The organism is Bacillus sp. NEB1478 (genome assembly GCF_031582965.1).
Taxonomy (GTDB): Bacteria; Bacillota; Bacilli; order Bacillales; family Fictibacillaceae; genus Fictibacillus.
The window spans coordinates 2,725,651-2,739,079 of sequence record NZ_CP134049.1 but is presented as its reverse complement, the minus strand read 5'-3'; the positions used below and the strand labels follow the sequence as shown (position 1 = coordinate 2,739,079).

The 13,429-nt window shown below is 32.1% G+C and carries 11 protein-coding genes; 8 read left to right on the top strand and 3 right to left on the bottom strand.

All coding sequences use genetic code 11. The annotated features are described in order from the left end of the window. Positions 1 to 41: 41 nt before the first annotated feature. The gene (locus RGB74_RS13615) at positions 42 to 1,133 is read right to left on the bottom strand and encodes a Gfo/Idh/MocA family protein (RefSeq protein ID WP_310759841.1); all 1,092 of its coding nucleotides are present in this window, start codon (positions 1,131 to 1,133) and stop codon (positions 42 to 44) included. A gap of 178 nt (positions 1,134 to 1,311) precedes the next feature. Here RGB74_RS13615 and RGB74_RS13610 point away from each other — a divergent pair, with 178 nt between their 5' ends. Continuing rightward, complete coding sequence (locus RGB74_RS13610) at positions 1,312 to 1,461, top strand: hypothetical protein (RefSeq protein WP_310759840.1); 150 nt, start codon at positions 1,312 to 1,314, stop codon at positions 1,459 to 1,461. A gap of 42 nt (positions 1,462 to 1,503) precedes the next feature. Here the strand turns inward: RGB74_RS13610 and RGB74_RS13605 are convergent, their stop codons facing one another. Then, positions 1,504 to 1,689 carry a hypothetical protein gene (locus RGB74_RS13605; protein WP_310759839.1) on the bottom strand — a complete coding sequence of 62 codons (186 nt, stop codon included), beginning with the start codon at positions 1,687 to 1,689 and terminating at the stop codon, positions 1,504 to 1,506. Between the two features lie 117 nt (positions 1,690 to 1,806). On the opposite strand from RGB74_RS13605, the gene RGB74_RS13600 reads away from it, so the two are divergent. Together RGB74_RS13600 and RGB74_RS13595 are read left to right on the top strand one after the other, a co-directional pair. Continuing rightward, a complete protein-coding gene (locus tag RGB74_RS13600) occupies positions 1,807 to 2,652 on the top strand; it encodes an alpha/beta fold hydrolase (RefSeq protein ID WP_310759838.1) in 846 nt (281 codons plus the stop codon). Positions 2,653 to 3,159: 507 nt separating this feature from the next. Beyond that, a complete protein-coding gene (locus tag RGB74_RS13595) occupies positions 3,160 to 3,366 on the top strand; it encodes a DNA cytosine methyltransferase (protein WP_396136070.1) in 207 nt (68 codons plus the stop codon). A 33-nt stretch (positions 3,367 to 3,399) separates the two neighbouring features. On the opposite strand, the gene RGB74_RS13590 is transcribed toward RGB74_RS13595, so the two are convergent. Beyond that, positions 3,400 to 4,620 carry a hypothetical protein gene (locus RGB74_RS13590; RefSeq protein ID WP_310759836.1) on the bottom strand — a complete coding sequence of 407 codons (1,221 nt, stop codon included), beginning with the start codon at positions 4,618 to 4,620 and terminating at the stop codon, positions 3,400 to 3,402. Positions 4,621 to 5,370: 750 nt separating this feature from the next. Here RGB74_RS13590 and RGB74_RS13585 point away from each other — a divergent pair. The 5 genes from RGB74_RS13585 (at position 5,371) to RGB74_RS13565 (ending at position 13,149) form a co-directional block, all read left to right on the top strand. Next, positions 5,371 to 5,550, top strand: a complete 180-nt coding sequence (locus tag RGB74_RS13585; RefSeq protein ID WP_310759835.1) for a hypothetical protein — start codon at positions 5,371 to 5,373, stop codon at positions 5,548 to 5,550. Between the two features lie 488 nt (positions 5,551 to 6,038). Beyond that, positions 6,039 to 7,475, top strand: coding sequence for an ATP-binding protein (locus RGB74_RS13580; protein ID WP_310762882.1), 1,437 nt, complete (start codon positions 6,039 to 6,041; stop codon positions 7,473 to 7,475). Then, positions 7,462 to 10,179 carry a Z1 domain-containing protein gene (locus tag RGB74_RS13575; protein ID WP_310762881.1) on the top strand — a complete coding sequence of 906 codons (2,718 nt, stop codon included), beginning with the start codon at positions 7,462 to 7,464 and terminating at the stop codon, positions 10,177 to 10,179. Before RGB74_RS13580 ends, RGB74_RS13575 begins: the two co-directional genes overlap by 14 nt. Continuing rightward, positions 10,145 to 11,092: a PD-(D/E)XK motif protein gene (locus RGB74_RS13570; protein ID WP_310759834.1), complete on the top strand. Its 948-nt coding sequence runs from the start codon at positions 10,145 to 10,147 to the stop codon at positions 11,090 to 11,092. The genes RGB74_RS13575 and RGB74_RS13570 overlap by 35 nt, the downstream gene beginning before the upstream one ends. Positions 11,093 to 11,106: 14 nt before the next feature. After that, a complete protein-coding gene (locus tag RGB74_RS13565; RefSeq protein ID WP_310759833.1) occupies positions 11,107 to 13,149 on the top strand; it encodes an AIPR family protein in 2,043 nt (680 codons plus the stop codon). The last annotated feature ends 280 nt before the right edge of the window (positions 13,150 to 13,429 follow it).

Below are 13,429 nucleotides of genomic sequence, written 5' to 3'. Positions count from 1 at the left end.
TCAAGCTCACAACGAAAACCAGTCTTATTGTAGTACTCAGCTTACATTTTATCGAGAAGCTTCCGCCGTTCTTCGTTCGACAGTCCCTTGATTAAGTTTAACAGTCCGTCTGCAGTTCTGTCGTTCGGTGTGTAATCCACGTCATCGAGTGAGCGGGTATCAGCAGGGAACACGAGTCCAATCTGCTTTCTAGCCTCATCCATGATCTTCATGACTCTTAAACTGTTTTCATGGGAGTTGATCTCAGACTCCAGCTTTCGTAGTTTCGCGAATTCGATAAATTCCTTAGCTTCATAATACATGGATGGTTTGTCCTGCACTTGTGTGATATCTTCTGTGGATCCATCTTTATAGCGGATCTCCACTTTCGTCATGTTCTGGATATGGTCGATCAGAATGCTGCCTTTCTCGCCTTGAATCTCTGATGGTGCATAAGAGTTCGAAATCTTCGAGTACATCACAACTGCTTCTTTGTCTTCATAGTTTAAAAGGATGCTTCCTTCACCGTCCACACCAGATCCGAGCAAATAGCCGTTTGCTTTTACGAGTTCAGGCTTACCAAACAGTACGACCATAGGATACAAACAGTAAGTCCCGATATCCATGAGAGAGCCGTTCGAGAAAATTGGATTGAACGCGTTTAATACCTTTCCTTCCTTATACGCATCATAGCGGGAGGAGTACTGACACGAGCTTCCGACGTAACGGCGGACAGGTCCAATTTTATGTATGTTATCCATTACACTTTTAAAGTTAGGGGTCATCGTAGAACGCATTGCTTCCATTAAAAGAACGTTGTTTTCTTTTGCGGTTGCAATCATTCGCTCAAGTTCCTTCGCGTTAGAAGCGACTGGTTTTTCACAAAGCACATGCTTGCCGTGTTTCATGAAGATCATGGACTGTTCATAATGAAAGGACGTTGGACTTGCAATATAGACTGCATCAATCTCGCCACTTGAAGCCATCTCTACGATATCAGTAAAAGTCGAAGTAACGTTATACTTCGCTGCAAATTCCTTTGCACGATCTTCTGTACGGGAATAGACCGCATTCAATGAAAAATCCTCGATCATACTTGCTGATTCAATAAAACGTTCTGTTATAAAGTTTGTACCAATCACACCAAATCTCAAAGAATTCATCCCTTTCACAGGAGAGGCAAAAGCCCTCTGTTTATCATAATATGTATCATAACGCTTTAGTCACGCTTAAGACAACTCATCAGGACTGAAGCCCTATTTTTGCTAAAAAAGGTTTATTAAGATAATAACGAGGGAACATTATGAGTAAACCTGGTAAGGAGGGATAGTTATGCTGTCAATGACGAATCCAGAAAAGCAAATCATGAAACCAATTGACCTGCCAGTATCTAAGTTTGTATACAGCGAAAAATCACTACTCGAACAAGAAGAACACCAAAAGCCCGAATTAGAACTCACGCCTTTGAATCCAAAACTATAAAAAAATGAGCTTAGGAGAATGATCCATCTCCTAAGCTCATTTTTATTTCAATACAACATTTTTATTTTGAAAATACTTATAAAGACGCGAGCCACCCCAGCCGCCAGCGATCATAACTGGGACGAAGAAAAAGTCTACACGGACCTCTTTATGAAGTATAAGTTTTACTCCAAAATAAATACCAAATGCTAATATTCCGAAAAACAAACGAATCAAATAATCTTTCATGAAACGATCTTCCTTTATTATCAATGTATATTCCTGATATTAACATAAAAAAGCAGGAGGAATTATACTACTTTTATCGAACGTATATTCGTGAATAAAAAGAAACGAGGGATCGTCATGTCATATTATCAAGCAAGTAAAGCCCATATGTATTATGAAGATATAGGAACAGGTACTCCAATCGTTATGATTCACGGGTTCTCACCGGACCACCGATTAATGGAAGGGTGCATGGAACCGATCTTTCAAGAGAAAAAGGACTACAGAAGAATCTATCTTGATCTGCCCGGCATGGGGCAAACGAGAGACTATGAAACCATTAATAACTCAGATGAAATGTTAGAAGCTGTAATAGAACTTATTGAAAAGCTAATTCCTAATGAATCATTCCTCCTCGCAGGACAATCTTATGGCGGCTACATGATCAGAGGGATCATTACGAAAATGCCTGAGCGAGTGTTAGGTGCAGCACTAATCTGCCCGATGATTATACCTGATAAAGAAGACCGAACACTTCCGGAGCATCAGGCGTTACAAGTGGACGAAGGTTTTCTATCTACCTTAACAAAAGAAGAAAGAGATGACTTCAGAGGAATCAATGTGAAGTTAAATGAACACACATGGAAGAGGTATTCAGAGGAAGTTGTTTCAGGATTGAAAGCTGCAGATTACGTGTTTCTCGGTAAAATCGAAAAAGCTTACGGATACAGCTTTGAAATTGACAAAGTTGAGTTCAATAAACCAATGGTGTTACTAACAGGTAAACAAGATCACATCACTGGCTACAAAGATGTTTATGACATTCTGGACAACTACCCAAGAGCATCATTCTCTGTACTCGAAACAGCAGGACACAATCTGCAGATCGACCAGCCACAGCTATTGAATCTGCATATTAATGAGTGGCTAGATCGAGTTTTATTGTTACAAAGAAAAAAATTAATTCTTGAAAATAAGCTTTAATAAAAATGAGGAACAAGAGAATCATCTCAGACTTCAAAAACTAAAACATAGAGTATTAATGCAAAGCAGACGTTTTTTTACATTTGGAATCTCGTGTGCTTTTTTATTACAAAGGGTATTTTTATTGAATTTTCACCATTACCGAGAATACTTACATGAAAAAGGAAAAAATAATTTGAATAAACGCAAAATCAGGAGACCGTTTTTTAATAATAACAAATTGGCTTTTTATAAAAAAGAATGCGTTAAACTGTTAGGGATGGAGTTGCTGGTCTCCCTAAATTAATAACTTTCGAAAGAGATTATCGGGAATGTTAATAAAATATTCACATCAACCAGGTACAAAAGAAGTTAATGGGCATGTTCCCATGGAACACAAGAGATATTTAGAATAATTTCAGATAATCAATCCACTAAATCATTAAAGAACTATACACATAGCTGAGTGGGAAATCATCAAATATTTATAAATATTATGTACTGCGTTGGGGTTAGCCCAGTAACACAATCCCTGCTCACCTAAAAAAGGATGGTCTAAGACATATTCATCCAGATCCTAAACAGGCTAGATCAATTACTGTGTGTGAAGCGTTAAGAACACAAACATTTGAAGGTGATTTTGAATTAAAAGGAAGTGTGGTTCAAAATTACGAAATGATCGGAAATGCAGAACCAACGTTATTTGCAAAAAAAACTAGATTATGTATTTATTAGCGAAAAAGGAGTGGTATAACTTAGTCATTCCTTTTAAATTAAATATTTAGTTATGTTTAAGTCTTCTTTTTTATTCTGCCTAATAGTAAACTCATTATCATTTTGGAATATTTCAACATGCCAATAAAATTTATCTTCACTCTTTACAGTTTTCCCTAAAAAATTCAATGTCTTCTCAAATTCTTCATACGGTATAAAAATCACTTTATTTTCTGAACCACATCCAAATGCTAAGTAAGAATTCTTATTTTCAAGCAAAAAATCTTGTTGTGCTGGATGAAAGGCATACCAATATCTAGTTGAATTTTTTCTTATGTATTTTTTTGAGACAATACAAACTAAATGATAATCATCATTTGCCCCATTGTATAAACAACGACCTAGTTTAACTAAATTTGTATTAAGATGCTTTGACACCTTTTCTATGCATAATTCATGAAATTGTGCTGTAGCTGTCTTAGGTGTTAGTGTATTTAATGCTATTTTATCTATATCTTGCCTGTCATCAAGTTGTAGTGATTTTTCTTCTTCAATATTTTCAGGTAATGTATTTTCAATTTGTAAATCTTCTGTGGTATTAAAGATTATATCTATTAATGGGTCAACCTTTGTATACTCTAAAGGCTTCAAAATTTCATTGATCTGCTGAGATGTTTTGGTATCGTTTATATTTTCTTTTAAAATCATAAGTTTTAATAATGAATCCGCACTTATTAGCCTTACATCCCAGGCATGTCTTGAACCCCTAATTTGTGCTTCTAAATCACCGGTATCTTGTCTTCCGACTATAATCAGAATTGAAGATGACTTTGTTGAAATTTTCTTATCTTCTATAAGTCTATTTCGGTAATCTGCTATAGTATCTAAATTTATACGGTAAGCATCAGTTGTCTTAACTTCTACTACAATTTGATGGCCATCTTTTGCAATCCACATTCCATCAAAACCGATTGTTTCTTTCCTCTTGGTTCCCCTGTACAGTCCATTTTCTACTTTATAACCAAGCCTTACCCCTATTTGATTCATAATATCCTGCAATAAAAAACCGCTATTAGGGAAAGATTCAGAAAGGCACTCATCTGCATATTTAATAAGGTAATCTGACGAAATGTTTTTTAAAAGTTCTCTAAATTCCATGGATGTAACACCGTTATCTCTTAGCTCACCATTTCCACAAATCGAAATAATTTGTTTAACATTTTTCAATTCAAAAAACTTTTTATTTTCTTTCCAAATATTTAGAAGTGTGCTCATTATCTTACTCCTTAGTTCCTAAGTTACTACTAATAATACCATATTTTATATTAATATTATTTAAAGGAAGTAGTACTAAAAAGGTAATTTACTTTAAGAGTTTAGTAAATTGCTAACATCACATTAATATTGATATTTATTGTTTAGAAGGATTCTAAAAGGGATTAGGGGATGATGACTTATGGCATAACCAAAAAGATGGTATGAGGAAGTTTGGATACCTAAGGGTTGCTAATATGGATCAACTAGAAAAATTCTAAAGAAATACCAAATGAGTTTCAAATTGTGGTTAATACTTTAAAAAAGATTAATGTTAATATTGATAATTTACCTAAAATGATTAATTATCAATTCTAGAATAGTTTTCCCCATTGTAAATCACAGGAAAGGTGATCACTGAAGCTGTATGTACTAGTTGACTAGCTTCATTAAATAGTCCCATAGTCGAAGACAATCCTAAGTATTCTTATAAACCACTCGTCTAACATCTGAACTAAATTTTTTCTTATCGTTCCTTCAAAGCTTGAATTGTTTTTACTTGATGAAGAATCTTTTCATCAGTTTCGATTTGGTCCTTTGTATTCAATACGGTAGAAAAGGACCTTTTCATTTGGTGTAAACCAGGAGTGATTCCCTCGAAAACGAATTTTAGCTCGTTTATTTACATATTCAAAAGGTGCGTAATAGATTTCTAGCTTTCTATTACCATTCGCCTCTAATAAAAAATTGATCATCTTGCAGAGATTCATCATGATAAATGAAGAAAAATGTATTGCACAAGAAAATTTAGAAAATGTAACTAAAGAACTAATGAAGTTAAAAAAGGCAACTTTTAAATTTAAAAGCGAATCAATTGGTATTAAGGAACTAATTGAAATTTTTCCTAATTCTATTAAATTATTCTGCTGTTTGCACTTGCTTCAAGAGTAGCAATCTAAAATAAACTAACGTAAAGACTTATACTCTGATATTGAAAACCCAAAAAATAAAGTTCAGGACATCGACTCAACAGTTGAGTTTACAAAAACAATGAAGCAATAGCATGAAGAATTACAAACTGTATAATATTTTTTTATTAAAAGGATGAGGTGTCTCATCCTTTTTGTATATATTGTTTTTAGAATTACTTTTTTTGGTATAAATTTATTGGTACTATTAAATTATTATTCAAAAATGTAAATTTAAGCCTGGTCATAAAGAAATTAGCTCTTTCCTTTCATCGTTATCTAAACAAAAAAATTCTTTCAGATAAAGTGCTCAAAAATGGCCGGAATATGACGAAAAAAAGGTTGCTAGATTGATTGCAACAAAAAAAACCACAAATTAATATAGTGGCTTGCCATTAATAGAGTAACAATATAATAAAAGTTACATTAAGCTATAAACAAAGATCAAAGATGAAAAATAATTTAAAGTTGGTGAGAAAATTGATAACTGAAGTAGTACAACCAATTGTATCAAATTTTATTAAGTCCTTAAGGGATATTGGTTATGTTTTCGAAGTAGCTGTAGCTGATGTACTTGATAACAGTATAACTGCAAAAGCAAACAATATACATATTTCATGTATTCCGAATCCTGAAACAGTGTTTACAATTTTAGATAATGGTCTTGGTATGAACAATAAAGAACTTATAGATGCTATGCGTTTAGCTACTAATGATCCTGATACACATAGAGTGGCTGATGATTTAGGGAGATTTGGATTAGGCTTGAAAACAGCTTCTTTCTCACAATGTACCGATTTAACTGTTATTTCTAAAAAAAACGGCGAGATCTCTATTAAACAATGGGACTTGGATTATATTTCAGAAAAGAACGAATGGTTACTAATAACGCCTGACATACTTGGGTACGAAAATATACCGTTATTTAAAGAGTTTATGGAGCAAGAATCTGGAACATTAGTAGTATGGCGCGGAATCGATGCTTTTTCAGAATCTGACATACCTAATAAGATTGATATTTTAAACAGTCATTTATCTTTAGTTTTTCATTGCTATTTGGAAGGAATAGTACCTGGGAAAAAAGCTTTAAAACTTTTTGTGAATGGGCAACAATTAGAACCATTTAACCCATTTAATCCTAAACATATAGCAACGCAACAATTGGTACAGGAGAAAATAAAATTTTTGGATTCGGAAATTATTGTACAGCCATTTATATTACCTCATCATTCCAAATTATCTCAACAAGAATTTGAAAATTACGCTACGAAAGATGGTTATACAAAATCACAGGGATTTTATTTATACCGTGCCCACCGATTACTTATTTACGGCACATGGTGGGGTATGCATAGAACAAACGATGCTCATAAGCTTGTCCGTATAAAAATAGATATACCAAATAATCAAGATTTTGCATGGGGTATTGATATAAAGAAGTCTTATGCAAATCCCCTTAGTGTAATAAAGAAAGATTTAAAACGGATTATTCAACAAGTAACAGTAAAAGGATCGAGACCTTTTACTGGTAGAGGAAAAAAAATTGAAGACATTACAACTACTCGTTTCTGGGAACTAGTTGCTGATAAAGATGAAATTCAATTTGCCATTAATAGGAGTCATCCAATTATCAGAGATTTTGAAAATAAACTTAATGATGAGCAGCATAAATTATTAAATGTCATATTAATGGGATTAGAGGGTTATCTGCCATTAGATGCAATTGTAGCTCAGTTAAATACGAATCCACTGAAAGTGAAACAAGAAACATTATTAAATGAAAACGAAATAAAAGCACTTGTTGAAAGTTGGCGATCAAGTGGAATCAGTGAAGCTTTTATTAAAGAGTTATTAAAGACGGAAGTATATAAAAATAAGGAGGCTTATTTTGAAGATGCCACTCATTGATGAAACTAAAAAAAATATTATGTTTAACCATGTAAAAGATAAAATTATGGAAAATCTTACAAAACAAAGTATGTTGCAAGAAGAAACGATAGCGCAAGAAATTGAAGAATGGAAAAAAGTAATTGAATTTACTCCTCCTTCAATCCTAAAGACTATTTTAGGAATTGAAAATGAGCAACTTATACGTCGATTATCAAAAGAGGAATGGACTTACATAATAAAGGAATTAGAACAGTCTTTCATTGTCCGTATTTCATCTGGAATTCTTGTTGTAGGGGAAGAACAGAGAACAAGAGATCTCTCTTGGTGGACGAGTAAAAAACAGTTGGAAAGCGATAACTATTATTCAAATAACTATATGAATTACATGAAACGTAATTTACCAACAGAAATACTTAATACGATTAGTGAAGATACGAATGCAGTCATGAACAATTTAGCTGATCCTAATTTAGATGCATTTTCAATATACGGGATGGTTGTCGGTCACGTCCAATCAGGAAAAACATCAAACTATGCCTCTTTGATTTGTAAAGCTGCAGATGCAGGTTATCGTTTTATTGTCGTAATTGCGGGTGGGCAAAATAACCTTCGAGATCAGACACAGAAGAGATTAGATGAAGTATTTATAGGAGCAAACTATAAAGGTGTTGGACAATTAGCTGGATTTAAAAGGGAAAAAATGCCTGATAGTCTAACAAATGCGGATAATGATTTTAAAATTGAGACAGCAAAAGCTAGAGGGACTACAAACTTTGAAAATATGCAGTTGCCTATTTTAGTTGTTATAAAAAAACATACCAAGCCGTTATCTAACCTTTTAGATTGGTTAGATAAACATTATAAAAATCAAGTGGATAAAGCTATGTTGGTTATTGATGATGAATCAGATTATGCATCGATAAATACCAAAAATGAAGAAGACCCTACAGTGATAAATGAGAAAATACGGTTACTTTTACAAAAATTCAAAAAAAGTGCATATGTTGCATATACAGCTACACCATATGCTAATATTTTTATTGATCATAAAGCACAAAACAATGATATTGGCAAAGATTTATTCCCACGTGATTTTATTTACGCTTTAGATGCGCCATCAAATTATTTTGGAGCTGAGAAGATTTTTGGTAACGAGGACAAGAAATATGTAGTTGAAATTCCAAATAATGAGGTAATGTTTGAACTAGATAAGGATTTTAAATCTATTCCCAAAGATATGCCTTTTCTGATAAAGCACAAAAAGGATTATAACAAAGAATTAATCAGATTACCCGAAAGTTTACATGATGCGATTCGCTTATTCTTAATTAATATAGCTATTCGAAACTTGCGTAATCAAAAAAAACATAATAGTATGCTAATTCATATTTCCAGATTCACAGATGTTCATATCCAAATAAAAAAACTAGTAGCAGAATATTTCGAATTATTGAAGATACATATAAAAGCATACGGACGGGTAGCGAGTCCTTTTAAGCATTCGCCTCATTTACAAGCTATGAAAGAAACTTTCTATTCTAACTTACAGAATATCGAGTTTGATTTTGAAACGATATTAAAGGAATTATGTCTTTCTGTTGATACTGTACTAATTGTGGATGTACATCAACGAGCAAAAACACCATTAGCATATAGAGATGATATACAGTCAAATGTGATTGTCATCGGTGGATTGAGTTTGTCCCGTGGTTTTACATTAGAGGGTTTAAGCGTAAGTTATTTCTTAAGAACGACGATTTATTACGATACATTAATGCAAATGGGACGATGGTTTGGATATCGAATTGGTTATGAAGATCTCTGCAGGGTGTACTTAACAGACGATTTATATAATAAATTTGCTTTTATAATTGAAGCTACTAATGACTTAATAAATCGTTTAAATGATATGCGTGAGGAGAATTTAACCCCTGAAGATTTTGGATTAGCTGTTCAATTACATCCAGACAGTCTCTTGCAGGTTACAGCTCGTAATAAGTCAAAAAATACAGAAGAGATGTATTTAGAAATGAATTTAGATGGGTTAATTAAAGAAACTAGATGGATTAGTAATTTAAATGAAGATCTTGAAGCAAATGAGGTTCTTTTAAAAGAAACCACTAAAGAGCTAATAGCAAGTAATGCTGAGCATATAGAAAATAACAGTCATGTCTGGAAGAATGTAGATAAGTCTATTATTCAGAACTTTGTTAATAATTATTGTTTATACAAAAATGATCCTCTTGGTATAAAATCGAGACTGCCGATTGATTTTATAAAAGAATATATTCGAAAGAGTAAATTAGAATGGGATGTAGTTTTGTTTAATGGAAATGGAAAAGAAATTTTCCAAGAGGGTAATATTACTTTAAATCGTCAATTACGTAATGGAAAGCAGAAACAAGGATATTTTGAAGTGGCAAAAAGACAGCTTTCACGAGCAAGACCGGAAAGTATAGTAATGCAAAAAGAACATAAAAATTTAAGCTCCCGTGAAATGCGAAAGAAATTAGAAAAACCTTTACTTATGTTACATGCTTTAGAATTAAGTTATGAAGAAAGCAGTACCAATTATAATGCTGTTGGTTTTGGCATAAGTTTCCCTGACTTAAAAAATAAACAGACTAATAGTATAAAAGTTCGAATTAATAATGTATACAGAACGCAGCTTGAAGAAGCATATAAGGATGAAGTTGGTGAAGATATTGACTATGATGAATAATCCATGGTTCGGACTAAGTACGCTTAGTAAAATTAGAATCAAAGATTCTATTAATTACAATGTCTTTTGGATTGTTGATGCGTTAAATCAGTATGGGTTAATGATTCAATGTGATGAAGATTTTATTTATCCAAAAGAAATTAAGCTTAAAGGCATTCAAATTAAGGTTGATAATACTACAGCTCCGAATCAACTTATATTGATATTAAAGGAAATGAAAGATTGGGAGCTTTTCTATGTACTTTGCAATGATCTAATTAATGTAATGAAGGGGCATGATGAAGTAGTTATAGAAAAGGTGATGAAACGGTTAGAAAGGTGGCAGAAGTTATTACAAAAAACTTCGCTGAAAATAATGTCTAAAGAGGAACAAATGGGATTATTCGGAGAACTAAAAATTTTAAATGATTACATAATCCCTGCCTATGGAAATATACAAGCTATACACAGTTGGGTTGGAGCACTTGGAGATAAACAAGATTTTCTACTGGGAAACTTAGCAATAGAAGTGAAATCCTTCAGGTTGACGTCCGGTAATTATGTTTGGATATCCTCTAAGGAACAATTGAATTCAGAAAAAACACCTTTATTTCTTTTTGCTTGTGGTTTAAACGAAGTTAGTACCGGTAAGACTATTGTCGATTTAATCGAAACTATTGCATTACAAATAGAAACGGAAAATGTGTTAAATGAGTTCATAGAAAAGATTGAACAGTATGGTTATGTATCAGAACTACAGAAAGATGATTTATCAAAATTCAAATTAGAAAAAGTTAATGGATTTGAAGTAAAAGAAGAATTCCCAAGAATTTCTTTAAATCAAGTTTCCTCGCTAATAAAAGACATGAAATATAGTGTTGATTTATCAGGTTGTTCACAGTTTAAAGTGAATATTCCCGATATATTAATATAATGGAGATGTAAGCCATGATAACTTTAGAAGAGTTCCATCAAGATTTTTTACAATCAATTCTTTCTGATTCCGAAAGCCGTGGACTACTTAAAGCCCAATCATTTTTCGAATTAGTTTGTGAAGACCTTATGCAAGTGGGAGATTTAACAAACGAGTATGCAATGGCAGAATTTATAAAAATCGGTTCCGAAGTTTATGGATATGATTATGATGAAAGCCGAAAAATATTTACATTAATTAATTTTCAATTTTTCCAAAATGATGAAATTGAGACATTAACAAAACAACATGTAAATATAAAATTTAATAGGTTGAAAAAGTTTGCCGAGTTATGTGTGGAAGGATTATTTATAAATTTAGAAGAAACCTCTGATGCTTATTCACTGGCATTTAATATACATCGTTTTATGCAAAATAACTTAATTGATAAATTTCGTTTGCTTGTATTAACGGATGGTAAACTAACTAAAAGTATTTCCCAGATACCTAACAATTTAATATCAGATATAGTGTGTGAACATCAAATTATTGATATTACTTATTTATATAGTATCTTTATGTCTGAAAATAGTTCAGGTTCGTACGATATTGAATTAAATATCCCATATATAAAAGTTGTTAACTCATCTAGTGAATATCAGTCTTATTTAGGAATTATGGATGGGGAACAATTATTTAAAATATATGATGAATTTGGTCAAAAACTCCTCGAACAGAATGTACGTACCTTTTTGCAATTCAGAGGAGGGGTCAATAAAGGAATAAGAAATACCATACAGTATAAACCTGAAATGTTTTTTGCTTATAATAATGGGATAACTGCAACTGCAACTCAGCTGGAAACAAAAGACGGTTATATCACCAAAATTACTGATTTCCAAATTGTAAATGGCGGTCAAACAACTTCTGCTATATATGCTGCAAAAAAAAATTCGAAATTGGATATTTCAAATGTATCTGTACAAATGAAATTATCTGTTGTTAATAACATTGAGAAGAAAAGTGAGTTTGTATCAAGTGTGTCCCAGTATGCAAATACTCAAAATAAAGTTAATAAATCTGATTTCTTTTCAAATAGTCCATTTCACAAAGAAATGAAGGATTATTCCAAGCGTATATGGGTGGCTACTCGTGGAGGATCTCAGAAACGCACTCATTGGTTCTATGAAAGAGTACGTGGAGAGTATCTAAATGAACAGGCTTATTTAACCCAAGCAAAGAAAAAGCAATTTCAAATTGAAAATCCAAAGAATCAGCTAATTGAAAAGACTTTTCTAGCAAAAAGTGAAAATTCTTGGGATAGAAAACCGCATATTGTTTCAAAAGGTGCACAATATAATTTTGAAGACTTTGCAATTTCTGTAACTGATATGTTAGAGAAAAATCATTTGGCAATCACAGAAAATTATTTTAGAGATGCAGTTGCAAAGGTTATTTTATTTAGAGAAACGGAAAAAATTATTTCAAAAGCTGCATGGTATGAAAATGCTTTTAGAGCACAAACTGTTGCCTATTCAATAGCATTACTCTCTCATACTATTTATAAAAAGAAACTCTTTTTTGATTTTAATAGAGTCTGGGATGATCAACGATTACCAATTGAACTAGAAAATATAATGAAAATAATTACAAGGGAAGTATATGAAAGGATAACGAATCCCCCACCTGGATCAGCAAATATAGCCCAATGGTGTAAAAAAGAATCTTGTTGGAATGATGTTAAAAGTATTGAAATTGATTTAGAACCTATCAAAAAAATGTTTAAAGATAAAGAAGATGTACAATATGAACAAAAATCAGAAAAGCAACAAAAAGAATTAGACAATGGTATAGAAATTCAAGCATTTGTTATTCAAACCAATATTGAAGAATGGATACAATTATATGGATATTATATGACAAATAATAATTATAAATCTCTCACAATTACTCAAAGGGACATTTTAAAAAAATATTCGGAGGGCAGAATCTCGTTTCCATCTGAGAAACAGTCAAAGGTTCTATATAATTTATTTCAAAAAGCGGTTAAAGAAGGATGGGAAGTTATCTATAGTTAATGTTTATTTACAAGTTGTTTTTTAAAATTTAATATAAAATTCACCAATTGCAATTATAAATTATCGGTAAACTGTCTTCATTTGAGCCGTGCTAAGATATAATTAATTTTCTAAATGTAAATTGCTAGCATACTTTTAACTCATCAACTCTTTTGGATTTATTTTCCATTACGAATGAGGTGAATTTTAAGAGCTAGCAATTTTAATATAAAATTTCAAATCTCTGAGTACTTGACTTTTCCGTAATCATCAAATGCCATAACTATTATAGATTTAACAG

Bases quoted from the DNA above. Each gene is read 5' to 3' on its own strand.
- RGB74_RS13610 (WP_310759840.1), top strand. From the start codon at position 1,312: ATGCTGTCAATGACGAATCCAGAAAAGCAAATCATGAAACCAATTGAC.
- RGB74_RS13605 (WP_310759839.1), bottom strand. From the start codon at position 1,689: ATGAAAGATTATTTGATTCGTTTGTTTTTCGGAATATTAGCATTTGGT.
- RGB74_RS13600 (WP_310759838.1), top strand. From the start codon at position 1,807: ATGTCATATTATCAAGCAAGTAAAGCCCATATGTATTATGAAGATATA.
- RGB74_RS13590 (WP_310759836.1), bottom strand. From the start codon at position 4,620: ATGAGCACACTTCTAAATATTTGGAAAGAAAATAAAAAGTTTTTTGAA.
- RGB74_RS13585 (WP_310759835.1), top strand. From the start codon at position 5,371: ATGATAAATGAAGAAAAATGTATTGCACAAGAAAATTTAGAAAATGTA.
- RGB74_RS13575 (WP_310762881.1), top strand. From the start codon at position 7,462: ATGCCACTCATTGATGAAACTAAAAAAAATATTATGTTTAACCATGTA.
- RGB74_RS13570 (WP_310759834.1), top strand. From the start codon at position 10,145: ATGAAGTTGGTGAAGATATTGACTATGATGAATAATCCATGGTTCGGA.
- RGB74_RS13565 (WP_310759833.1), top strand. From the start codon at position 11,107: ATGATAACTTTAGAAGAGTTCCATCAAGATTTTTTACAATCAATTCTT.